This window comes from Acidicapsa acidisoli (genome assembly GCF_025685625.1).
Lineage (GTDB): Bacteria > Acidobacteriota > Terriglobia > Terriglobales > Acidobacteriaceae > Acidicapsa > Acidicapsa acidisoli.
In genome coordinates, this window is sequence record NZ_JAGSYI010000001.1 from 1093093 (window position 1) to 1118105 (window position 25013).

General features: G+C 56.2%; 17 protein-coding genes. 2 read left to right on the forward strand and 15 right to left on the reverse strand.

What is annotated here, in order from left to right; translation table 11 throughout:
• Positions 1-243: 243 nt before the first annotated feature.
• Together OHL23_RS04400 and OHL23_RS04405 are read right to left on the reverse strand one after the other, a co-directional pair.
• Positions 244-1158 (reverse strand): response regulator transcription factor, encoded by a 915-nt coding sequence (locus OHL23_RS04400; protein ID WP_263350552.1) that lies wholly within the window; start codon positions 1156-1158, stop codon positions 244-246.
• 2 nt (positions 1159-1160) lie between these two features.
• Complete coding sequence (locus OHL23_RS04405) at positions 1161-1859, reverse strand: MEDS domain-containing protein (RefSeq protein WP_263350553.1); 699 nt, start codon at positions 1857-1859, stop codon at positions 1161-1163.
• A gap of 346 nt (positions 1860-2205) precedes the next feature.
• Between OHL23_RS04405 and OHL23_RS04410 the strand changes: the two genes are divergently transcribed.
• Positions 2206-2946, forward strand: a complete 741-nt coding sequence (locus OHL23_RS04410) for an SDR family NAD(P)-dependent oxidoreductase (RefSeq protein WP_263350554.1) — start codon at positions 2206-2208, stop codon at positions 2944-2946.
• Positions 2947-3006: 60 nt separating this feature from the next.
• Positions 3007-3201: a hypothetical protein gene (locus OHL23_RS04415; protein WP_263350555.1), complete on the forward strand. Its 195-nt coding sequence runs from the start codon at positions 3007-3009 to the stop codon at positions 3199-3201.
• On the opposite strand, the gene OHL23_RS04420 is transcribed toward OHL23_RS04415, so the two are convergent.
• From OHL23_RS04420 to OHL23_RS04480, 13 genes are all read right to left on the reverse strand, one after another.
• Positions 3193-3780, reverse strand: a complete 588-nt coding sequence (locus OHL23_RS04420; protein ID WP_263350556.1) for an outer membrane protein — start codon at positions 3778-3780, stop codon at positions 3193-3195. The genes OHL23_RS04415 and OHL23_RS04420 overlap by 9 nt on opposite strands.
• A gap of 8 nt (positions 3781-3788) precedes the next feature.
• A complete protein-coding gene (locus OHL23_RS04425) occupies positions 3789-6380 on the reverse strand; it encodes an Ig-like domain repeat protein (protein ID WP_263350557.1) in 2592 nt (863 codons plus the stop codon).
• 11 nt (positions 6381-6391) lie between these two features.
• The gene (locus tag OHL23_RS04430) at positions 6392-8152 is read right to left on the reverse strand and encodes a DNRLRE domain-containing protein (protein WP_263350558.1); all 1761 of its coding nucleotides are present in this window, start codon (positions 8150-8152) and stop codon (positions 6392-6394) included.
• Positions 8153-8681: 529 nt separating this feature from the next.
• A complete protein-coding gene (locus OHL23_RS04435; protein WP_263350559.1) occupies positions 8682-10283 on the reverse strand; it encodes an alpha/beta hydrolase in 1602 nt (533 codons plus the stop codon).
• Positions 10284-10297: 14 nt separating this feature from the next.
• On the reverse strand, positions 10298-10978 hold the full coding sequence (locus tag OHL23_RS04440; protein ID WP_263350560.1) for a carboxymuconolactone decarboxylase family protein: 681 nt from the start codon (positions 10976-10978) through the stop codon (positions 10298-10300).
• A gap of 27 nt (positions 10979-11005) precedes the next feature.
• Positions 11006-14215 carry a TonB-dependent receptor gene (locus OHL23_RS04445; protein WP_263350561.1) on the reverse strand — a complete coding sequence of 1070 codons (3210 nt, stop codon included), beginning with the start codon at positions 14213-14215 and terminating at the stop codon, positions 11006-11008.
• Positions 14216-14499: 284 nt separating this feature from the next.
• On the reverse strand, positions 14500-15066 hold the full coding sequence (locus OHL23_RS04450) for a DUF417 family protein (protein ID WP_263350562.1): 567 nt from the start codon (positions 15064-15066) through the stop codon (positions 14500-14502).
• An 87-nt stretch (positions 15067-15153) separates the two neighbouring features.
• Entirely contained in the window at positions 15154-15927 is a 774-nt protein-coding gene (locus OHL23_RS04455) for an SDR family oxidoreductase (RefSeq protein WP_263350563.1), read from the reverse strand.
• Between the two features lie 61 nt (positions 15928-15988).
• Positions 15989-16720 carry an alpha/beta fold hydrolase gene (locus OHL23_RS04460; protein WP_263350564.1) on the reverse strand — a complete coding sequence of 244 codons (732 nt, stop codon included), beginning with the start codon at positions 16718-16720 and terminating at the stop codon, positions 15989-15991.
• On the reverse strand, positions 16717-17667 hold the full coding sequence (locus OHL23_RS04465) for an alpha/beta fold hydrolase (protein WP_263350565.1): 951 nt from the start codon (positions 17665-17667) through the stop codon (positions 16717-16719). The genes OHL23_RS04460 and OHL23_RS04465 overlap by 4 nt, the downstream gene beginning before the upstream one ends.
• Before the next feature lie 328 nt (positions 17668-17995).
• The gene (locus tag OHL23_RS04470) at positions 17996-20158 is read right to left on the reverse strand and encodes a sigma 54-interacting transcriptional regulator (protein ID WP_263350566.1); all 2163 of its coding nucleotides are present in this window, start codon (positions 20156-20158) and stop codon (positions 17996-17998) included.
• 365 nt (positions 20159-20523) lie between these two features.
• Positions 20524-23103 carry a bifunctional YncE family protein/alkaline phosphatase family protein gene (locus tag OHL23_RS04475; protein WP_263350567.1) on the reverse strand — a complete coding sequence of 860 codons (2580 nt, stop codon included), beginning with the start codon at positions 23101-23103 and terminating at the stop codon, positions 20524-20526.
• Between the two features lie 242 nt (positions 23104-23345).
• Entirely contained in the window at positions 23346-24881 is a 1536-nt protein-coding gene (locus tag OHL23_RS04480) for a CehA/McbA family metallohydrolase (RefSeq protein WP_263350568.1), read from the reverse strand.
• Between the last annotated feature and the right edge of the window lie 132 nt (positions 24882-25013).

The window sequence follows — 25013 nt, forward strand, 5'->3', positions numbered from 1 at the left end:
GAGGTGGATCATGTGTCCTACTGCTGTCCTCACGCCCTGAATTCCGTCTGAGCGGAAGCTGAGCTCGCCAGACAGACAAAGGATATCCTCACTCTGCGCATAGGAAAGAATGCGGCGCTCGATCTGCGTGCCATAAACTTCGCATCGGAGCCGACGGTGAAAATTCCGGCATCTGCCGCGCGTCTCCTGACTGGACAAGGATCAGTCACACGCTTACCAGGACTGATGGCAGGCAGACCTTGGCTACTGGATTCCTAATCTGTCAGCCATCCTGATTAAATCTGCCAGCGAATGTGCTTGCATTTTGCGCATGATCTGCCCCCGATGGACGCGGATCGTGATCTCACTTGTGCCAAGGTCACCAGCGATTTGTTTGCTGAGTCGACCCGCGACAACGAACGGCAGAACTTCTCGCTCACGGCGGGTCAACTTGGAGCAGTTCTCTTGCAGTTCGGCCAGTTGCGATTTGTTGGCCTCCTCCGCGACAAGCGCCATCTGCACTTCGCGGGAGAGGCGCGCCTCGATCACGCGAAGTGCCCTCTCGGCGGCTTTGCGTTGTTCGTTTTCCTTCCTCAACTCGTCCTTCGCAATCGCCAGCTCTTCCTTTTGCTGAGTACGCTCGGAATTGAGTTCTTGAGCAATCGTGCGTTCGCTCAGCAGCTGAGCTTCTCGCAGCCCAATCGCCGCTTGGTTCGCAGCAATGTTGAGAAGCAACCGTTCGGATTTGCTCGGAAAATCGGATCGGTCGGAACCGGCGACGAATACACCCTTTCGCCCATCAGAACCGAAGGGAAATGCCGCAAGCGCGAACTGGCCATCTCCGTGCCGACTGCTCAGCACAGAGGATCGAGTTTTCGGATCTTTCCTGAGCCATTGTCCGAGCACCTGACGAAGACCATCATCGCTCTCGATCGTATTTCTCCAGCCGGTGACCCGAATCCTCTCGATCCGTTTGCCGTCTGGGAGATTCACGCCCGCATATACAAAATCCAGCTCGAAAATACGACAAATGGCGTCAGTTAACGTTTTGATGACATGATCCTGTTCCTGGCCTGCCCATATGGCCGGTAATGCGAGGATCCCGATAAGGTCATTGAGACACGCCTTCAGCCCGACGTCACCGTAGGTCTCAATAGTCTTTGTGCCGCCAGAAGTCAACGCTACCCCACTCTCTTTAGCCGAGTCGGCTTCCTATTACGCAGCTCTTCCAGGAACTCCTGAGGCGGAACGAAGAATGGATTCTCACGAAGCATTCCGCCAATGATGACCAGCGGATGGGTCCTCATCACGTCAACAATGATGTCGGCCGTAAACCGGCTGAGGTCGTAAGTGCAGATGACCGGATTAATGGGCTCGCGTTGCTGAATCCATTCGTAATTCGCGGTTGATTCGTACTCCAGCAGTGCATTCGCGTCCAGATCCGCCTCTAAAGCCCATCCCATGTCGGTCACAAACCTCGTGAGCGGGAATCCCTTTTGCGTCGCATCGTCCATAATTCGCCGATACGTGGATAGCGTTTCATGCTGATCAAAATAGCCCTTGGGAAGATGGGTAGTTGACCAGTCAAGCAATTCCAAGTGGCCATCCTGGAGCACTGCGTCCACTTGGATTCCGGCCGATGCAAGTTGCAGGTAATGGTCAGTGCGTAGGTGAGGATTGATGGTGTGGACATTCTTCTGGCCCAACTCAATGCCCTCCTTCATAAAGGGGAGCAGCACCTGATATTTCTCATCGGAGGTGTTGAAAAAAGCACAAACATGGGCCCGATGGTCCAGCGTTGAGCCAGCCACGTGAATCGGGTGAGTTATTTCGGTCAGCGGGTTACATCGCGACATCGCCGCATCCTTGATCTGGACCATTACAGACGTCTTCTCCGATGGTTGGGATTGCTCAGTGAATCCTGGTAGAGCGCGTCGGTCTTGCGCCCACCCGGAGACCCAACGGCCTTCTCCAGAACCCGGGAATGTGCCTGGAGCCGAACCATCATAAGTCTAAACGAACGTATAATGGACGGCCCATTGTCCCTATCGCATGATGATTTAGGACTTCGGTCTCGTTCAGGATGAGGGAAAGCAGCAGCGCCCTACTCTGGCTTTTAAGAATAATCACGGCTGTAACAGCACTCATAGTTCGCGGATAGCCAGCTAATCCTATTCCTCGACTAACAGTTCCAAGGCAATTTGAAAACCAAACCAGGAGGTTCCAATGTCTGAATCTAAGAAGAAAGTCGCACTTGTTACTGGTGGCTCACGAGGAATCGGAGCCGGTATCGCAAAGCGTCTGGCACGCGATGGCGCAAGCGTGGCGATCACGTATACCCGAGGGGCGGATGCCGCCGCTTCCGTCGTCAAGGAGATTGAGAGCAACGGCGGAAAAGCCTTCGCCATTCAGGCGGACGCAACTGACGCGGATGCGGTTATAGCCGCGGTGGAGAAAACCGTCGCGACATTCGGGCGGCTGGATGTGCTTGTAAACAACGCCGGTACAGCCATCCCGAAGACGTTCGAAGACACCACACTGGAAGAGATAGACCTGGTGATCAATATCAACATTCGAGGTGTGCTCATCGCTACAAAGGCGGCCTTGAAACACATGAACGATGGCGGACGGATCATCAATATCGGCTCTTGCGTTGGAGAGCGAATGATGACGCCGGGACTCGCCGCTTACTCTGCGACGAAGGGCGCCGTGAAGATGTTCACCCAGGGACTATCCAGAGAGCTGGGCGCCCGTGCGATCACCGTCAACAACATTCAGCCGGGTCCGATCGACACCGACCTGAATCCGGCGGCCGGTGACTGGGCTCAACCTCAATTGGCCATGACTTCGCTTCGACGCTATGGGCATGTTGATGAGGTGGCCGCGCTGGTCGCATTTGTTGCGAGTGCGGACGCAGCTTACATCACCGGAGCCAATCTGACGGTTGATGGCGGCACCAACGCCTAGCCAGTCCATAAAACAGCTTGTCAAAAGCTCACAAGCCTTTGGAGCGAGGAGACATGACGCATGAGCACACTTGCAGAAGCGGTCTATTCTGCCATTACAGTTTCTACGCAATTCGTTGAGGCAAACGGCATTCGTTTCGCCTACCGTCGAATGGGACAGCGGGGGAAATTCCCGCTGGTCTTCAATCAACCCAGTTTCCCGCGGATAAAAGGTATGCAGGCAGTACAGCCTCAAGCCGTCTCGCCGCTAACGTGAGAAACGAAACGTCAGGCCGGCGCCGACGCGAAGACTGTTCTGCCAATTTGTAGAATTGTTCGGCAGAGCTGTGCGCAGATAATCCAACTGTACAAGACGAACTGATAACCGCCTGTTCAGCACATAGTCCGCGCCTGCACCGAGATCGAGGGCAAACGAGTTGGCCGAAGACACCAGAGTGCTGTTCTGCGGAAACTGGGAACCGGTCCCGTGCGCAAGGCCGAAGAGGGATTGCGCAAACAGACGCACCTTGCGAGCAGGCAGTGCGTACCGGGGTCCCGCTGTCACTGTCGTCAGAGTCAGGCCGTAGGCGGAGGCAGCGACGCTGGAGGTATGTTCAACACCGGCATCTACCACCACGCCAAGGGTCGAAGAGTGTTCTTCGCCAAAATGAACCAGGTCCCATTTGATATCCGCTGACGCGCCCTCTAGTTCAAAGCAACCGCACGTGCCTGCTGAGCCATTGGAGATCTGTTCGCTGAAACGAATACCAATCTCTTTCGGAGTCACCTGTGATCGCCCGATGGAGGCCGACGCCACGCACAGGAACGCCACGACAATAATGCACACCTTTTGCATGCGTTCTCCTATTGCACAGTCAGAGTGACGTCTGTGGTATGGGTATTGGGCCCGCTTACAGCCGTTACGGTTACGGTGTAGGTCTGGGTGGCATGGCTGAAGAAACCACCTCCGCCGCACCCGCTCATGGCGCCTAACGCCACGAGCGCAAGCAGCGCGATCAACATCCGCCCCGCTCGCGAAAGCCGTGCGGCAGCTCTGCGTGCCCTGCGGCCAAATGCCATTGGCAACAGCAGAAGCGCCAGGGCAGCACGGGTTGCCATTCCGCCGAGCGAAGGGGTCTTGTTTCGCTGGTATGCCAAATTACTGGCGCTTAGGGTCATGGTGCTGGTAGAGGCCGCAGCACCCGCCGGGATGGAAGCCGGCGCAAAGGTGGCCGTTACACCCGCAGGCAGTCCGCTGGCCGACAAGCTGACTGGATAGATGAAGGTCGGATTCGTCGGCGTCAATGTGATGGTGTAATTGGCGGATGCTGAGGGAAGTAGAGTTTGGGCCGCAGGCGACGGCGCGACAGTGAAGTCGGGTGAGATCACGGTGCCGCCCAGCGTGGAGGAGTTGCTGGCGATGAAGTTGGTATCGCCGCCATACACAGCGACAATATTCAGAGCACCCACCGGCAGCGTGCTGAGGGTAAGCGTCGCTACGCCCCCACTCAGAGCAGTCGGAGTGGAACTCAGCATTGAGGCGCCGTTGAAGAAGCTGACCGTACCGGTTGGAGTACCGCTGGTGGTGGAAGCGACTTTAGCCGTGAGAGTGAATGCTGCACCGGCCACTGGCTTCGCAGTGCTGCCGGTGAGCGTAGTGATCGTAGGCGCCTGCGCAATTGCGACAGCGCCCGATCCGGCACCGAGAGAAAGTGTGTAGTCAGCTGCAGCGGAACCCGTCAGCGCGATATCGATAGGATAGGTGCCCGGCGCGGATGTGATAGTGGCCAACGTCGAAAACGCAGCTGTAACTTTTCCGGAATCCTGCGCCAGCACGCCGCTCAGGGTGCCGGTAAGAGCGGGAATGGCTTGGCCGTAGAGGAGATTCACCGCGTTGGCCACAGCAGTCAATGGGGCTGGCGTAACCACGAAGACGTAGACGCCGCTGGTGACGGCAGCGTTGTTTGTATCGCCGCCGTAGGACGCGACAATGTAGTGTGTGCCTGCGGAGAGCTGGCTTGTGCTGATGGACGCTGAGTTGGCGGCAAGTGAAGCTGTGCCGATCACCGACGGGCTAGAACCCTCTCCGTCATAGAAGGTCACAGAGCCAGTTGCAGTGAGGCTACCATTGGAAAAGCTTGCGGTGATGCTGCCTGTGCCGTACATGGCAGTCATTGCGCCGCCGAGTGCAATGGATTCCGTCCCCGGCGGCGCCACCCCGGCGATGGTTTGAATTGCTCCGTTATTGACAGCGCGGATACGATTGTTCTCTGAGTCTGCAAATGCCACCGAGTTTCCGATGACGGCCACAGCCCGGGGCGTATCCACCGACGCGTTGACTGCGAGACCAGTATCTCCGCTGAAGCCCTCGCTGCCATTGCCCGCAATCGTATTCACATTTCCGCCGGTAACGGTGCGGATTCGGTCGTTATCGCTGTCGGCAAAGTACACGTTTCCTGAGGCATCCACCGCTACGCCACGCGGACCCGCCAGTGCGGCCGATGTTGCGGGACCGTCTGCGGTGAAGCCTTTGACACCTGTACCAGCCAGCGTTGAGATGATGCCGGTTGAGAATGTCACCATGCGCACGAGTTGGTTATGAGTGTCGCCGATATAGACATTGAAAGCGGCATCTACCGCAACGCCGCGGGGCGAATCCAGGCCTGCCGCTGTCGCCGGACCGTTATCGCCGGAGTAGGTCTGCTCGCCATCGCCCGCGATGGTCGAGATGTTCGTGCCGCTGATCTCGCGGACGCGGTGGTTATTCGTGTCTGCGATGTAAATATTGCCCTTAGAATCGACCGCGACCGCTGTCGGCAGATCGAGTGCGGCCGAGGTTGCTGCTCCACCGTCCCCTGAAAAGCCTGCAACGCCAGTGCCCGCGATGGTAGTGATCACGCCACCGGTCACCTCACGGATGCGGTTGTTGTGAGTGTCGGCGATGTACAGATTGCTGGCGGAATCTACAGCGACGCCGACTGGTGAATCGAGCGACGCACTCGTGGCTGCTCCGTTGTCTCCATCAAAGCCCTGCTCCCCGCTCCCTGCAACGATGGTAAGCACACCGGCCAGATTGACTTCGCAAATCACGTTGTCGTCCGTGTCCGCAAAATAGAGATTGCCTGCCGCATCGAATGCTAATCCGCCAGGTTTGCTGAGCGGCACAGTTGTAGCTTCCGCGCCGCCTGTCAAAGCCCCGACCGAATTGGGATTCGCAGCGGAGCGGCCCACACGCGCGAGCGTCGCCTGCTGTGCCGCGTTTTGCGCCCAAGCCTGCCGAGGCGCAACCGTCAGCACGATCCCCGCCATCGCGATGAGCACTCCGAAGGTACGCAGCGTGCTTTTCAATTGGATGATCATCCCCGCGGTCTGCACCCGATTCACCGTTCTCTCTCTCAAGTTCACTCGTTCAATGCCGCGCCATGCCGGCCCTGCATTGGTCTGCCCATAGCGCATAGAACAATCGCCTATGGAAGCTGCAAAGGTCCGGCAAGGCAGGAGACGGTCTTTGTCGAAGCCGACCCATACGCCTGTGTTTGCCCGTTATAGCCAGCCTGAAGCACTACGGTGCAAGTCGAGAACGCAGGCCAACCGAGCGCGGTTTGGGGATCAAATGCCGAAAGAGTCCAGCCCCCGTATGCGTTCGCATAGAAAGTGGTGCCGCCATAGTTCTCATGGATGTCACATTCAGAGGATCCGAGCGCGTTCCCCGAATTCTCGATGCTATGGTCGGTTGTCCCCGCACCCACGGACATAATGATGTCTTTGGTCACGGTACCGTTTGTGACAAGCAGAGAATCGTCAGCGGTAGACCAAACCACCGTGCGATAGAAGGTGGGAAGCCCTCCACCACCACTGTTGCCGTCGTTCAAGTAAGCAGTTCCACTGCAGCTTGATCCGTTCGACCACCAAATCTGCGAGGGCGGGAAGGTTCCGTCCACATTGACTGTGATGGCATACCCCGAGTTATAAATCGTCAAACTTCCGCCGTAGCCAGGCGCCTGCATCAACGTGCCCAGGGCGTTTCCATTCGCATCCTTGACTGTGAGGCCTGCGCCTGCGGGACCAGCGGGGCCCGGATTGCCTTGCGCCCCCATAAGGCCTTGCGGTCCTTGAGGACCAGTTGCACCAGTCGGTCCGGTTGCGCCAGTCGGTCCAGCGGAACCGGTGGCACCAGGAGCTCCAGTGGCGCCTTTCAAGGCGAGGACTGCCCAGGTCCCACCAGAGGACGATACATCGATCGCCGGATCGATCCCCTGGTTGGTAAACAATGCTATATAGCTGGACCCGTTTTCTGAGACTGCATCGCCGATCGCATAGATCGTGCTGCTAATCCAGGCATTCTTGAACGAAACGGGCGCACCCTGAGGTCCTGTCGCACCAGTTGCGCCGACTGGCCCGGTAATGCCCATCGGTCCAATTGGCCCAGCTGGACCCGTCGCTCCAGTTGCGCCGGTGAGTCCGATTGGACCCTGTGAACCCGTAGGCCCAATTGGTCCAACTGGTCCTGTTGCTCCAGTTGCACCGGTGAGTCCGATCGGACCCTGTGGACCGGTAGGCCCAATTGGCCCGGGAACACCTTGCGATCCTTGCAGGCCCTGGGCTCCTGTCGCACCGGTTGCTCCAGTAGCGCCCTGAATTCCCTGCGGACCCTGTGGGCCAATTGGCCCCTGCGAAATAACAGTGATATCCAAATGAGCCGAGTGGCTGGTCTCGTCATTTTCTTTGGAGTCGAAAACGATGTCCCCATTTCCGGAAGTCAGCGCGAGGCCGAAGTTTGACGCAGGGGTGGTCACCCAATCCTGTACGAGCGTCGTGACATCGACCACCACAAACTGCTCCGCCGACACCGGATTGAAAGTGGACGAACTCGAACCCAGAGGCGGCATTTTAGAGTAGTTCACGAGAGCTTCGCTCCATGCGCCGGTGAGCGGCTGAACGACGACCTGGCCTGGGGTATTGATCCGATTCACATACAGGGTCAGGGTTGCCTTACCAATCTGGCTGGCAGTCGTACCGGCAGGCAAAGACGACAGGTCAAACTGGATCAGCGCTGTACCGCTGTTGCTGACATACAGGTTCGACAAACTACCGTAGTTCGTGGACGGATGAGCGCTGTTGACATACGCATCTCCCGTAACAACAGCTTCAGTGGCGTGCGCCGCGCCCACTGCAAAAATCGCCCACACTGCCGCTGCAATCGGCAAACCCCAGCCACGTTGGCTCATCTTTCTTCTCCTGTTTGACTAATCCGCCCGAAAAAGACACACTTCATTCCTCTTGCCGGACGGACCCGAAGGGCAAGCCGTCGACAACCCCGCTGAACAAAACCATCATGCGTCACAACATAGCTCCGCTATGACACGTGTCATGGATGAGGAAGAATGAGATGTCTTGTTTAAATAGCTTCCAAAATATATCCGAGACTGCCGGGGTCGCACAAGTGAAGGTCGTGAATTTTTTGAAACTAAAGTTTGGAGTTGCGGGACGAACCCATGCCTACTGGACAATCCCTATATTCGCAGCCTGCACAATCCTCTCCGCTCTTTCAAGGATGCGAATCGGCGAGTCGCCCTTCTGACTTTAGCCTGGAATGGCCTGCATCCAATGATCGCCGAGGTGGTGACTTACATCGTTCAACGCGAAGAGATCTTTTGTGACTTCGGCATGGTTGCGGCGCTGACTTTGTATATCAGCGTGTTCGGATGGAGAAATTGCTGACATTATCTTCTGCTATTTGCATTCGCACTTCAATACTCAATTCTTATCGGGTCTGGCTACTTGGTACATTTCGGCTGCGATTCGATCGAAGAGTGCGTAGCGGTCTGTGCCTTCGAGATAGAGATTGAAGTGGGTTCTACCTGGGAGGAAGGTGAAATGCGCGTCTCCACCGAGTTGATCGAGAGTGGACTGAAGGCTATGGGCGGCGCCGTCCAGATAGAAGGTGTCGTCGGTGCCGACAAAGAGGTGAATCCTGCCTTTGAGATCTGGGCCAATGGTATTCCAGTTATTCTTAAGGCGCTCCACGATGTCGTAATGTTCGCGCCAATACGTTGCCACGGTGGGATCGATATCGCCGGTGATGCGATTGAAAAGAGGCGCTGGACGGCCGTCTGGGCCGCGCGGAGAAAAGACCCACTCGAAGGATGCCAACTGGCCGCCATAGTCGCCGAGAACTTGCTCGACTTGCGCTAGTTGCTGCATGGTGGCGTGAGGTTCGCCGTGATCGCGCAGCATGGGATGCAGTGTGCCTTCCGGGGTGCGATAGAAGTTGGCATGAGGCGCGTAGAGATCAATGGTACTGAAGAAATGAAAGTCGCTCGGATCGGGTGAAGTAGACCAGGTGCCGCCGAAGATTGTGGGGTAGCGGGTCTGGAGCCAAAGCGTGGCCCAGCCTCCGGAAGAATGGCCTTGCAGGAAGCGACCGGAGGTGCGCGCGTCCATGCGATAGCGGGATTCGAGAGAGGGGATAAGCTCCGTGGTGAGTGCCGTACCCCAGGGCCCATTGTTGACGCCATCGGCGAACTCATGTGTTCCGGTTGGACTGCTTTCATCCAGCAACACCCAGATCATGTTGGGCATCTTGCCTTGCTTCATGCGGTCGTAGAGGATTGGTCCATAGCGGGCGCGTAGAGCAGAGAGTGTTCCACCAAAGCCGTGGGTGAAGTAGACAGTGGGATAGCGACCGTTGGGATGCTCACCGTAGCCGGGAGGCAAGAGAACCCAGCCGCGCATGTGAATTTCGCGCCCCCAGAAGCTAGTCAGCGAAGGACTGACAAGGTCGATCGGCCTGATAGCAGAGCTGACTTCTGGGTTCTGAGCAAGCGGATCGGGCGGCTCCGGAAGGATTTGTGTCAGTGTGAGAGCTGGCGCGGAAGCGTCGGCGAAAGGAATGTCGATCGAAGCGGGTGCGCTTACGATATCTCCCGCGGAGCGGCCATCATAGTTGTAACTGTGATGAACGTCGAGGACTGCCTGGACTCGATATTTTCCGCTCGCTGCTTGCGATAACGGCTCAGGAAAGACAATGTCATCTGCATCGATATCAACCGACGCACCTGGAGCGAGGCTTGGGACTTCTTTGGCGGCGATGTACACACTGGTGATCGCCATCATCTGCATATCTACAGAGTCGGATGGTTTGCTGTCGGATGAGGCTGGCCCGATGAAAATGAGCAACCGGCCAGATACCGGCGTCTTGACGGAACTCGCAAATGACTTGTCAAGGGCTACATGGAAGAAGGCGTGTTGCAGGGGTGCTACCGGCTGCTGGGCGTGTGAAGCGGCAAGAACAAGTACGGTTGCCAACGAGAGGACACCGGTTCGGATTGTTCTTCTCATGCCTTCGAATGACTTCATCGAATGCTCCTTTGTCAGGATGTCGTGGGCCGGATAGTCCGGGATCGAATGGACTCATCCTTGGGATCGGCGGAGTTTTCATACAAGGCTAGAAGACCCTGAGATGGAAGACCAAAGGCGTTTACAACGCGATTAAACGTTGCAAATAACGCAGCTACATGGATAGCTTCCGAGATCTCCAAGTCGCCCCAACCGGCCTGGTGCAGCTCTTCTATATCGGCCACGGTGATCTCGTGCGAACGAGTATTGACTTTGGCGACGAAGGAAAGCAGCGTTTGTTCGGCGGAGGTGAGAGCCGGCGAAAGCAGGTCGCCCCGCTGGATAGCGCAAAGTGCCTCAGCTGAGCCGCCCTGCACGCGAAGAGCAAAAGAGTGGCTATCGGCGCAATAGGCGCAAGCATTCTGCGAAGAGACCAGAGTCGCGATCATCTCTTTGTGACGGCGAGTAAGATGGCCGTCCGAAAAGATCAGGCTTCCGGAGAGATCCATCATGTGCTTGAGCAGCAGGGGATGCGTGGCGAAGCACTTGAGGATGCCGGGAACGTCAGGCCTGCCGAAGTGAGACCGGAAGTGATCGTAGAGTGCGGCAACTTCGTCGCTGGCGACGTCTTCCTCAACTACCGGCAGGTTGATCGAGGAAGACGATGGCTTCGGCGATGAGAGTTGTGAATTGCGATCGATTTCCGGATCTCCCAAAGCAGCCCCTCTTTAGAAATTCAACACTTAAAAATCCACGCGTGCGGCGAACTGAAACGCGCGTGGGCCGCCTGAGCCGAAAAAACCACCGGCCGTGCTTACCGCAGAATAAAAGTTCGTTTGCACAGCCTGTGCGGGCGCCGACGGGGGACCCGGTTGTGCCGGAACATAAGGGCTGATGGTGATATTGCGGCCAGAGAAGTTAGCAGCGCTCGATCCTCGGATATTGGTTTCGTTGAACATGTTAAAGCCCTCGCCCATCAGGCTGAGCCTGGCACGTTCGCCGAGGCTGATTTCCTTTCTCAATCGCAAATCGAGAGAACTGAAGGGGCTGAAAAAATTGATACCTGCAGGAACCGTTTGCAACTGTCCGCCTGCCAGGCAGGGGAAGGCAGCCGGACAAGCAGGCAGCGAATTCCATCGATTGATGATGGCGTTCAACTGATTGCTGTTGCTGACTTCCCTTCCGATCGCGTTGCGAGGCAGCAGCGGTAAGCGAGAGCCGCTGGCGCCCGCGCTGTTCGCTGTTCCAGGAAGGAAGGTATCAGCCGGTACACCTGAGCCGAAAGTATAGATCGGCGCCAGTGAGAAGCGCCAGGGTAATTGGGCTTCTCCGTACAAGGTTAGGCGATGGCGCTCGTCGGTCACGGCGTATCCCTTTTCGAGGCGAAGATCGTTGATGCCTTCGACCAGGTCAACTTGCTCGTCTGCCGACGCTGTGAGTTGGTCGTCATCGGAATAATCAAAGGTCTTGGAGAGCGTGTAGCTGACGTTGTACTGATAACTGATGGGGCCGAGCTTTGTAGGGTGATGCTCAATGCTAGCAATCAGGCCGTCGTACCAGGACTTGGCCTGGGATTGCAGCAGCGTGATGTTATCTGAGATTCCGCTGAGCGGGTCTGTGATCACGCAAGGCTGGTTATCGCCGGGGCATGCAATGTAAGGCGAATTCGATGTGGTGTCGCGCAGGAGATGGCCGATGATTTGGCGCGATGCGAAAACATGTAGACCGTCAGCGGAGATGAGCCAGTTGCTGCCGACTTGTTGCTGCAGGCCAAGTGAGAATTGCTGAAAGAGCGGATGATGCGCGTCCGGCCCCATCGCCAAAATGCCGATGCCGCCTGTCTGGTGTGGGCCGCTAAACGCGCTCGCGAGTGTTGGAGTACCCGGCACAAAGCTCGATCCCGGTGCGAAACACAAGCCGAGACTGGGCGGTGCCGGTATAAAAGGATTCGAGCAGCTTGATCCGGCATATTGCGTCACGGTAAGAGCGCGGTCGTTCTGTACCAACTCTTCGGCCCCTGCCTCAAGAATGATCCGATCGTAGTAGATGCCGTATCCCCCTCGAAGCAGAGTCTTGCCCTTCCCCAGCGGATCATAAACAAAGCCAACACGTGGAGCGAAGTCTTTCTTATCAGGAGTCTTCTTGAGATCGATGATATTTGCCATCCAGACGCAAGGCTTGGTGGGCGTGACGGTGAGGCTGGGGCAGGGATCATGCTCGCTGGAGTTTCCGGTGAGGTTAGAGTCATATTCCCAGCGCAAACCAAGATTTAATGTGAGCCTTGGATGGATGCGCCAATCATCTTGAACATAGCCCGCAACGTAGTCGTCATAGACCTTTGGGATGGGTACAGGAACGACGGGCGCAGTGCTATGGAGAGCGACCGCGAGCGGGATGTCGAGGTCGTTGATAACCCCATCGCCGTTGAGATCGGCGAAGCCGAAGTCCGAGGTGAGAATCACGGTACCGGTGCCGAATACGTTGATCTCACCGTTCGCCTTATAGTGTTGAAACTCGCCCCCGAGGTGCAGCGTGTGCTTACCCAGAGACCAGGTGAGTCCATCGCGAACCTGATAACGATTCAAATGCGTGGCCTGAGGTAGATTGAAGTTTTCCCCATCGGCCAGGTCTGGAAAGATGAGTTCGTTGGTGAGATCGAGCGACGCTGGATCTGTCGCGGGCTTGTCGTCCGGATATGGCGGAATGTCGTTATAGAAATTGTCGAAATGAAACGAAAGATCGTTGACCTTCGTAGGGGAAAGAACTGAGTTGAAGTTAGCGACGGCAGAGTTGAATCGGTTGAGGGAGTTCTGTCGCTCCGCAGCCGAGAACGCCGGCGCGCTGGACCCTGGCGATGCTCCGGAAGTATCGGTGGAGCGATTGAATGAGTAGCGGATCATCAGGCTGTTGTGTTCGCTGATTTGCTGATCTAAGCGGGTAGACAAGAGTGCGTCGCGCAGCGGCGCCGGGGCCGCGCTATTGACGACTTGCTGCGTTGCGAAGTCGCGAGTGCCGGTTTGCAACGACGCATTCTGGTCGCGGAACTCAAAAGATCCGAAGACCCAGGAACGATCTCGTTGGATTGGTCCGCCAATCGATCCACCGGTTTGCTCGCGATCAAATGGCGGTGTGGGTAAGCTCCGATTAAAGGTTGCGGGGAGGGCCTGTAGATTGCGATTGCGCTCAAAGAGAAACGCCGAGCCATGGAAGCTATTTGTGCCGCTTTTGGTGACGATGTTCACGATGCTGTTTCCGGATCTGCCTACCTCCGCGGTGAATCGGCCGGTGGCGATCTGAAATTCCTGCACGGAGTCTTCAGGAAAGTTGGCGAGGGTTCCACCGACGACTTCGTCGTTGTTATCGCCTCCGTCGACGGTGATGTTGCCGCCGCGGCCAAAGCCGCCAGCTGAACTTACTTCAAGGGTATTGGTCTTGGTGGGATCAAACGTGGGCGCCGGCCGGTTGCCTGGCACCAAATAAGCGAGTTCGAGAAAATTTCTGCCGTTCAGAGGAATGCTTTCAATGGTCCTGGAGGTAATCTGGCCTTGAATCATCGATTGTGTGAGATCGAGAATTGCTGTCGATGCGTTGACATCCACTGTGGCGCCTGTGCTGGCGATCTGCAGTTTTGCATCGACCGTCGTGGTACGACCCGCTTCGATCGTCACAGCCTTGAACTCGCTCGCCGCGAAGCCCGGGGCCTCGATCTTGAGGTCATAGATTCCCGCAGGCAAGTCGGGCAAAACATAAAGACCGCTGGAGTTGGTGACAGTGTCGCGGGTCGTGCCCTGGGCCGCGCTTACTACTGTCACGTGTGCACCGACCAGAACGGCGTCCCTGGGGTCCGTGACAAGACCATTCACGCTGCCGTCCGGAACCTGTGCGGTAAGCATAGTGACTGCAAAAATGAAGAATCCGGCCAGAACAAAACGCAAACCGCGACCTCGCAACATCCTCGAACTCCAATGGGATAGAGATAAGCCGTTCATCAGATTCCGTTCGCCGGGTTGGAACGGAAACACGGCGAAAAATGTGATACGGCAGTGATCGTGCAACTCTATCCAATCGCCACCTTGCTGTCCTCATTCCTGTGATGGGGAGAAATCCCAATCGAAAGGTAGAGATCAGATAGGTTGAGATCCATGGACTTTGAGCAACTCATCGTGCTCGCGAATGCGACCGCTGACTCGATCTCCCATCAGCGGTCGCGGCGCGTTCTTCAACTCGGGACTTATATTTAGCTTCTGTTCTCGGAATAGATGGCGCTCTTACCGAAATAGCTGATCAGGTAAAACGATACTCCAAGTGATATGACATCCTTGAAAAGGAACAGGCCGATAAAACTCATATACCTGATCCCGTGAACGGTAGTGGTTGAACCTGGAGTGGTTATAAGCATGGTGCTGGTGGTGAAGAACATGACTGACGCGATGAGTCCGCCCAGGATACCGGCTTTCGGTCTCAGATATCCGGCGAGAATCAATATTGCGGCAGTGATCTCGGTAAGCCCGATCAAATCAGAGCCTACATAAGGGCCGAACAATCTAAAGTGCCAACTGACCAGTGGACTGTTGGAAACCAGAGGAATTATGCCTTCGGCTCCTGGAGCGGTCATCTTGTAAGATCCTGCCCAGAGAAGCATCACAATCATGCCGATGCTGGTGACCAGGAAAGGAATTTTGCGATGGTCTATCCATGCAGCCAGTCTGGTCAAGCTACTTTTTGCTGTTATTGAGGAGCCAGTTGAGGAAACGAGGTTTTGTTGCTCCGCATGAACTTCCTGTGCGAACTGGGATTGACTCATGATTATTTCTCCTTACTAAGTGCGAGATGATCGCGTATGGCGATCTGTTGTGATCCCCGCAAATACTCGGGCTGAAATGGCCGCGCATCAGATGCCTTTCACTTCCCCGCCGTCCATGCGCAGGGAAGCTCCCGTCATCCACTTCGCAGCGGGCGACACCAGAAAGGCCATTAAGTCCGCAATCTCCTCGGGCTTGCCGAAGCGAGCGATGCCTGTCTCCTCGGGAAATTTCTTCGTCGCCTCCTCAACGGTCAGGTTGTGTGCCGGCGCCCACTTTTTGAAAAAGGACTCCCGACGACCGGTCATCACAGCACCGGGAACAACGCTGTTGACCTGCACTCCATCCTGGATGCCCTGCTCTGCGAAGGCCTTTGCAATTGCGATGATCGCCGCATTGATGGCGGCTACCGCAGCGAAGCCAGGCTTTGGATCGAGAGCAGCGCTTCCCGAGATCAGAACGACAGATCCGCTCGATGCCTTCAACGCGTCCCAGGCTCGAACGGTCAGGCGACGTGCGCCATGGAGCTTGAGCGCCAGGCCATCGTCCCACTGCGCATCCGTCATCTCGAACAAATCGATCTGAGGCACCGCGCCTGCGATATTCAGCAGAGCATCGATTCTGCCAAAGTGCCCGAGTGCTCCTTGCACGAGAATGTCAGCCGACGCAGGTTCACGGAGATCGAGCGCGTAGGCAAGTGATTCGGCACCGGCGAAGTTTACTGCGGTTGCGGTCTTTTCTAACTCATCCTTATTTCGCGCCGCAAGCACCACGGCGGAGAAATCGCGCGCCAGCCGTATTGCGGTGGCACGGCCAATTCCCTGGCTTGCGCCGGTAACGATAGCGACAGAATCGTTTTTCATATGCTCCTTATGCGCGGTCCCAACGCACGATGCGATCCGTCTGAGAACGCATCGGATGTCTTCACTTGCAGACAGGTTCGCGCAGCTTGGCTTGCCTTGAATGCGTTTCGCGGACAGCAGCCAGTATCACGTCGACTACGAGATCCGAAGCCGAATACATCGGAGTGTGGTCAACGTTATGCGACCGAATTGTCGCTCCCATCCGCTCAGCCATGAAGCGCTGCGTTTCCGGAAGGATCATGCGATCCTCCTCGGCGAGGAGATACCAGGATGGTGTCCCCTTCCATGCGGGTGCTGGAGCCTTTTCCTGAATACACTGCACCGCAATCGGCCTCTGCACCGCGGCCATGACTACAAGCTGGTCTGGTGAGGCCCTGTGCGCGACAGCGCGAACAAAACCCTCTTCCGGCATCCAGATCACTCCATGGTCATCCGGTTGAAGATGAGGAGCCTCCGGATGCGGCGCGGTGCGATAGAAGACATCCGCAACCGTTTCGCCTTCATCCGGCGCTAATGCGGCAACGTAGACGAGCGACTTCACCCGATCGTTGTGCGCCGCAGCAATCACCGCACCAGCATACGCATGGCCAACAAGAATGACTGGGCCAGTGGTTCTGTCGATCACGCGCTGAAGAGCGGAGGCGTCATCGGTGAGCGATGTAAGCGGTATCGGCGCCGTTGTGACGTGCAATCCATGGCGCCGCAGGGGCAGAATGATATTGCTCCAGCATGATCCGTCGGCCCACGCACCGTGAACCAAAACAACATGGCCAGTCTCAAGACGAGCGTTCATCGCGACAGCTCCTTCTCGCGTCTGTCAGAGACGCCTCTCGCATCGAGGAAGTCTTTGATCGCATCAGCAATCTCGACTGCATGTGTCTCTAAGGCAAAGTGCCCTGTATCCAGGAAGCGGACTTGCGCATTTGGAATGTCCTTGTGGAATGCTTCTGCACCCGCAGGAATGAAGAAGGGATCATTCTTGCCCCAGATCGCCAGCAGCGGCGGCTTCGATTTCCGAAAATACTCCTGAAACTTTGGATAAAGCTTCACATTCGATGCGTAATCGAGGAACAGATCGAGCTGAATTTCTTTGTTGCCGGGACGCTCCATCAGGGCCGTATCCAGTGTGTATCCTTCAGGAGCAACCGCCTCCGGATTTGTTACTCCGTGCGTGTACTGCCAGCGAGTGGTTTCCAGGGTCAGAATGTTCTGCCGGAGCACGTCTCGGTTTTCTTCTGTCGGCTCGGACCAATATTTGCGAATCGGCCCCCACGCGTCGCCGAGGCCTTCTTCATAAGCGTTGCCGTTTTGCGAGACGATGGCTGTCACTCGTTCCGGGTGGCGCATCCCCAGACGCAAGCCGGTGGGAGCACCGTAGTCGAAGATGTATATTACGTAACGGTCGAGGCCGAGTGCTTCGGTGAAGGCCTCGATCGTGCCCGCCAGAGCGTCGAATGAATAGATATAGTTTCGCTTTGCCGGCACCTCCGTGAATCCAAAACCGGGCAGGTCTGGCGCGATCACCCTGTATTCGTCTGCGAGGCGAGGAATCAGCTCACGGAACATGAAGGATGACGTAGGGAACCCATGAAGCAAGAGCAACACAGGTGCTGCCGCATCGCCGGCTACCCGATAGAAGATCTCGACTCCGTCCGCCATCACTCTGTGTATCGACGTCGCAGGCACTTGGGACTGGGTTTTCGCTGGGCTGTTTGCATGTCCTGACAGGACCGGGTTCATAACAACTCCTCCTGATTTTGGCGCGTTTTACAAAGCGTCGTGAACGCCACAGCTCTTATTGCAATCGCGATACCAGGAATATCGCCTGCCTCTTCCATCCCTGTTGCGGAGATAAGTTGTTCTGTACCTGCATGATCACTTCACGCCGGAACCAGTAGCACTCAGCCACGCACTGACAGATGCGAGACGGACCTCCGACATTGACGGGAATCAGTCACGAGCTTCGTCGCGAAATGCAGCGGGCGGATGCCTGATGACGACGAGATGCTCGTTTGATCATTGCTGCATGAAAAACGGGGGAGGATGGATGCCGAGGTTGGAAGCGGAGCTAGACGGCGGGCACTCGGCCGTCGACCGCGCTGGTTTCTCGGGAGGAGGCGGGACGAACGATCCGATGCTTCTGCATCTTGTAAACCAGAGAGGTGCGTTTCATCCCGAGCCGCTGCGCCGCGCCGTTCCGTCCTCCGACGATCCAGTTGCTCAACTCAAGAGCGCGGATAATGTGATCCCGCTCCAGTTCGTCAAGACCTGTCATGGGAAGATTTGATTTGCCTGAAGCGCTGAACTGCTCGAGTTCGGCAATAGGTGCCTGTAACAACGTACGAGGAGACAGGATTACTGCACGTTCGATGAAGTTTCGCAGTTCGCGAACATTTCCCGGCCAGCGATATCGCACAAGTGCTTCCATCGTTTCGGCGGGAATCGTATCGATCTTCTTATTCATTCGCTGTGCATAGAAGGCAGTGAAGTGGCGGACCAGTTTCGGAATGTCCTCGGTGCGCTCCCGCAAGGCGGGAATATTGATTGGGAACACCTTGAGCCGGTAGTAAAGGTCGTCTCGAAACGCAGCCTGCTTCACCATCGCTGGTAGATCACGGTGCGTAGCTGCAATGAGACGAACATCCACCTTGCGCGTGCGGTTGCTGCCGAGCCTCTCAAACTCCTGCTCCTGCAGGACGCGCAGCAGCTTTGCCTGAAGCTCTAGCGGAATGTCACCAACTTCGTCCAGGAAGAGCGTGCCTTTATGCGCAAGTTCGAAGCGTCCCGTCTTCTGCGCTATCGCGCCAGTGAACGCTCCCTTTTCATGCCCGAACAGCTCGCTTTCAAGGAGTCCCAGTGGGATAGCGGCGCAATTCAATTTGACAAAGGCCCGATCTCGGCGGCCGCTTAGATTATGAATGGCGCGCGCAATCAATTCTTTGCCCGTACCCGTCTCACCCAAAATCAGCACGCTCGAATCGGTAGGAGCCACGACGGATACCAGATGCAGGGCATCCTTTAGGACAGGGCTACCGCCGACGATTTCCCCAAACTCAGCCCGGATTTCCTCTTCGAGATACAGTCTTTGTTTCGTTTCTTTGTCTCGATCCTTTGTCGCCCTTTCGTACTCCAACGTGTTCTCTACTGCAATCGCTATCTGGCGAGCCACCTGCTCAAGCAGGATGACGTCGTTTTTCTCAAAAGGATTGTTGGAACGCCTGCAAAGCATCAGAACGCCAACCACGCGATCTCGGCTCACAAGCGGAAGATAGCACCCCACGCTGAGGCCTTCCTCGATCACTCGCTCATAAATAAACTGGCCGTCAGGGTTCCCATAAATTTCAGGATCCTCGCGGACCTGTTCGAAACTATCGATGCGGATGGTCTTGCCCTTCCGCAATACCTGACCCGAGATCGAACTATTCATCGACACCAACGATCCCTCTCGGTAGGGTCCTCTCGCGTCTGGGTTGTGCAAGACAGTGACACGTAACTCACCGCTCTCGATGTCGGGTAGCAACAAGGCGGACACGTCACATTGCATTGTCCTGAATAGATTCGTCGAAAGCCCTTCAACCACTTGCCGGAGGTCCAACCTGGATGTCACGCTGCTAGTGATTTCCAGAAGCAATTGCAAGCGATCGCGTTCATACCGTAACTTTTCTTCATTCAGGTGACGCTCTATCGCGATTCCCGCAATGTAGCTGGCATTCTCGATCATCTGCAGATCGGCCGCGGAAGGGCTGCGCACCTCACGATAGTGGATGGCAAAGGTTCCCAGCACCTTGCCGTCGCTCGTGAATAAAGGCCGCGACCACACTGCACGAATTCCGAAGGGCAAAAGCAGGTGACGATAATGTTCCCAGACAGGATCATTGAGAATGTCGGTCACATATACCGGTTCCCGCCGAAAGACTGCCGTGCCGCAGGATCCTCCTTGCGGACCAATCAGCATGGACCCTACATGCGTGATGAATCCGGGAAGACCAGGAGCTGCCGCGCAGTAGAGCTGCCTCTCATAATCGCTGGGAAGCCAGATGGTGCACAACGTCCCGTCGCCGCGTGACTCTACCAGTTGCGCAATGATAGTGAGCACTTCCTCCAAGGGTGCTCCTGCAAGAATTAATCGCAGGATCTTGAGCACCGATTCGGAGGAAAACAGGCCGAACTGATTCTGCGTCTCTCTGTCGCTCGACATTCGATGTGCATCGGATTGCTCGATAGACGCCATCGGCTCTCCTTTTCTAACGTGACTCCGTAGAAGGAGAATATGCCATTAACCCACGGGGCCTAAACGTAGTGTGGGATTTCACGATGAAGGTTGTCAATGCATCAAAATCGAGGGGGATATCCTGTGGATTTCTGTCCGCTAAGCGTCTGGTTTGACAGCCAGTGGCCCCTCTCCCGGTGCTCACCGGCATTTTAGGCGTGATTCGGAGAGGGGAGAAGTTGGATGGAAGCGGCAAAGCAGACGATCAGCACGCATACGGCGAGGCATCTTACCGGCAAGGAGGGCGGGGCTGCCGGATGCGCAAACCGGCAGCCTGAGAATCCGCAGTATGCGAATTTCGTCCTTTCACAGCTCCCTTTCCCGTTTCAATCTTTGTCTTCGGTTGAGTCTCCCGCATCGACCAGAGGACGGAAACGATGCACTGGTGAAGGCATCGGCGTGTTCACTCCTTTCACGCTCTGCCAGATCACCTTGTTCAGGGCATGCATTGGCGCGCGATCCAGATCGTTGAAGTCCATCTTCATGCTCTCTGCCGCGCCAGGGGACTGTTTGGTGTTTTTGGCGTTTACGTCAATCTTCGGGGCGATCACGGAGAAGGGAGTGATCTCCGGAACCGCTCCGAAGGAAGCGTAGAGAGGCATCGCCGCCGCGTCGTATTGGCTCATCGGCGGCATGCCGAGGAGCAGTTCGATCGAGCGCACGAACGAACTGGTGGAGTAGAGCGTGCTGTCGACGATACCGCGCTTGACGTAGGGGCTGATTACCAGTCCTACGGTGCGCCGGGCGTCGACGTGATCTGGGCCGTCTTGGGCATCGTCTTCGATGAGGAAGATGGCCGTGTTGGGCCAGTAGCGGCTATGACTTACTGCATCCACGAGTTGGCCGATGGCGTAATCGTTATTGGCCACCATCGCCTCGGGAGTAAACGCGCCAGGCTGAGTTCCCTTGGTGTGGTCTTCGGGCATGCTCATGACCACAAAGTTGGGAAGACGCAGGTTGGGATCTTCGCTGTCGTAGTTGTTCTCGTACTGCTTGAATTCGCGTAGAAACACGGCAATGTTATCCGTATCCCTTTGCCGGGAGCCGAGATACTCCTTTGAGACATGTCCGACGAGCCCGGATGCGCCAGGAGCCGCGTCCATCGTGGTGCCGGTGCTGGCCCGGGCCGCGTACTCGCCATAGGAGCGATAGGTGAGGCCTTTGCGCTGCGCTACATCCCACAGGTGCCCTGCCGATGGCACATAGGCTCGCGAAGGCAAGGCATCGCTTCTTCCTGCGTAGGTTGGCGGCCAGAAGCGTTCGTTGAAGTCGGTCGCATAGGCTGCGTCCGACCAGGAATGGCCATCGACGCTGACCTCGCCGTCGCAATAGAGGTTGTCCAAGATCACATACTGCTTCGCCAGCGCGTGCTGGTTGGGCGTCACCTGTTCTCCAAAGATAGTGAGCGCCGGATCGCCGTTTGCGTTCTTCAGGTCTCCGAAGACCTGATCATAGGTGCGGTTTTCTTTGATGATGTAGATTACGTGCTTGATCTCTGTGGACACGCCAACAGCCTGCGGAATGATGGTCGGCGTCTGTGGCGGTCTGGCCTCGGCCAGCATCGAATCGGTGTACGGCGTGTTATTGACCACCATCTTTGTCCAACGCGGAAGGTCCTTTTGAAGCGTGGCTACATTGAGAACTTCGACACTGCTCTTCTGCACTGTTTTTACTGACTCGTCTCCATTCCAGATGGAGGCCAGAGGACTGCCCGGTCCTTTGCGGTCAGGATGTCCCGACTCGCCCTTGCTGTTGCCAATGTAGAGTTCACTGCCGTTGTGGGTGAGCGCAAGCGCCGATGGATACCAGCCTGTAGGAATGAATCCAACCACTGAGCTATGCGCCCGGTTGGAGATGCGGATCACGGTGATCGAGTTATTGTCCGCATTGGCTACATAGAGTAACTTACGCACGTTGTCGATCTCCGCGGCATCCGGCGTCGAGCCTTCCGGCCCAAGCGGGGTCAAGGTCGTGGACAGCCGCTCGATCACTTGCAGAGTACGCGTGTCGATTACATGAATCGTGTTGTCGTTGGAGCAGACGACAAACAGCCTTCCGTCGGTCGACAACTTCATGTCGTTGGGATTCATGCCAACGCGAAGAGTTCGGATGACTTTGTTGGTCGCGGTATCGATCACGCTTACCGATTCGCTGGCCCAGTTAGAGACAAACAACTTGCTGCCATCCGGCGTCAACACTAACTGGTATGGGTTGATCTCCACGGGAATGCGGGTGAGGATCTGCCGCGTTTTCGCATCGAAGACTACTACATTGCTTGGCCCCGTCCCGGTGCCTCGGTTGGCGGCATAAAGATAGTGCTTGCCGGAAAGATATGCGACGCCCGACCACCACACCTTCTTGGGATCGATCGTTTCCACCATCTGATTGGTTGGCTTATCGCTTAGACGGCCATCGCTGTAGCTGAACTCATAGATCGGCGCTGCGCTTTGCGCTATTGCCTTCGCGCCGGTCGCATTCCCGCCTGAGACATAGAGAGTGGAGCCATCCGGTGACCAGGTCATACCCAACCAAGTGGTCTTGAGTTCAATATGCTGGATGACCTTCTGTGTCTTCACGTCCATCACATCGATTCCGTGCGGCTGGTAACCGGCGTGGCTCGCGACGACGACCCTTCCATCCTTCGAGACCAGCATGTTCAGCACCATGTCGTTCAGTTCCGCGATTGGCTTGCCCGCTGGGGTGATCCGCCATCCGTTAGGCAAATCGAATCCGCCCTGGATGAAATGCGGTAACTGCTTTGTAGACTGTCCGATAGTACGCGGCGAATCATCTGAAACAGCGGGAGGTGCGGTGTTCTCATTGGTCTGAGCATGAACTGGCATCGCGCCCAACAGACCCAGGGCAATGAAGCCTGCGAAGCCGCAGAACTTGGCAGTAACAGACATGTTCTTCCTTTCGAAGTGGTTATGCTAGGGCCTGGGCCAGAAGTCCGATACCGATTTCAAGGCGGTACCGGGAACAGAAATCGCTGAAGAGCAGACAAGTTAAAACAGCGCCAACGCCTTGGTTCTCTATCTAAGCCGTACGTCGTTGATCGTACGCCAGGATTGTTAATTCTCGTTGAGAAAGCCTACAGCAGCGGCTTGCGCCCGCTGCGTCTGGGAGACACAGCGGGCATTTGAACTCCTTAGAAATTTAGATAGATTGGATTGCCCGCGATCAGCAGGCTTCCGCCGCTGGATCGAATGTTGATCCGGAGCCAATGCCGCTTCCCGTCGCTTGTATAGTCGAAGTTTCGCGTCTCTTCTTTCCCTTGCACCGCGGCAGCGTCGACGAGAGTAGTAATCTCGCCATCCTGAATTACTTCAGGATGCGCTCCTTCGAGTTCGGTCATCTTGATTGAGAACTTCACCTTCTGATCGGCTGGAGACTGGATTGCGTCTCCCATCGCAGCGGTGGCAGTTCCTGCCTGAGCGGTGAATTCGAGGATGCGGTTCGATGTGCCTTCGATATCTATGAATACGTGTCCGACGCGAATGGCGTCGAGAATGGCGCGCTCCGAGAGGTTCGCAGCGTACACAACCGTAGTGGGATGACCGATTGCCGACCTGGTTTGCGGAGGATAGTCGGCATCATGATTGTCGCTTCCGCCAACACCCGTAAGCCGATAGCCCTTGTTCAGCTTGTCCTGCCAGAAGGGAATGCCAGAGCGGGGACCGTCAAGTGAGCCGCCGTTGATCGCTTCGATGGATGTTACGCGGCTATAGTCCGTGTCCGGAACCGTCCAGCCGCAGCCCATGCAAGCTGCGCCAGAGGGCGAGCCGGGGTGATTGATCGAAAACAATCCATGCTGATCCTGCACTTGTTGCAGCATCTGATTGATGTTCGGCACGTGTGGGCTTGTCAGCCGAAAATCGATGAAGCTTGTCGTTCCAAAGACATTAGCGTGTCCCTGAAAGGTCGTGATCTCGCGGCCTGGGATCAGCAGCAGTTGATCGAAGTATGGCTGTAACTCGCGCATGTCGTTATATTGCGAGATTGTATTGTGATCGGTGATTGCGATGAAGTCGAGCTTCCTGTTCGCAGCCGCTTCGACTGTTTTGTATAGCGGGCATGGGACTTTTTGCCCCGACTGGCTGAGGCACGATCCGTCGCTGTGGGCGTTGTGCATGTGCAGATCGCCGCGATACCATGCAGGACCGTTACGCAAGGGCGTCTGGCTAAACGTCGAAACCTCAGGCGTTTCGCCGGCATGAGCGAAATAGATTTTGGCTTCGTATTCGGAGCGCACGCCTTCCTCGATATTTGGAACACCCAGAATGAGCTTCCACTTACCGGGGATAATTACTCCCGGAAGATAAGACGGCGTGGCATCTGTCTCGGAGATAGTGAAGTAACTCTTGTTGCCGCCGCTCCATCCACGAAAGCGCTCGCTATCGAAGACGCCCAGATCAATGGAGGTATGCTTATCGCGCTCGGTGTAGGAAAGCTCCACGCTCACGCGGGTGACGCCTTTCGGTACTGCAAAGGGCAGCTCCTTGTAAGTCTGGCGATCGGCATAGGTGACCGTTCCATGCAACACCACGTCGGGCTTCGCGTGCTGGGCATATCCAAGAGGTTCGTTCAAGCACGGGATCATGCATAGCAGAGCAATGACGATTGTCCAGCCGTGGGAAAAACCAAGGCGCTTTGCTGTCAAACTGAAAACTCGCTTCCGATTCATATTGTCTTCTCCATGCGGCCGAGGGAAGGATTTATCCCATCTTCCGCTAGTCAAATAATCCGAGGGTAATCCGAGGGCAAAGCCGTACATGCCGTGGTGATTCTTTCTTCTCTATGATCAAGGCTCGACACG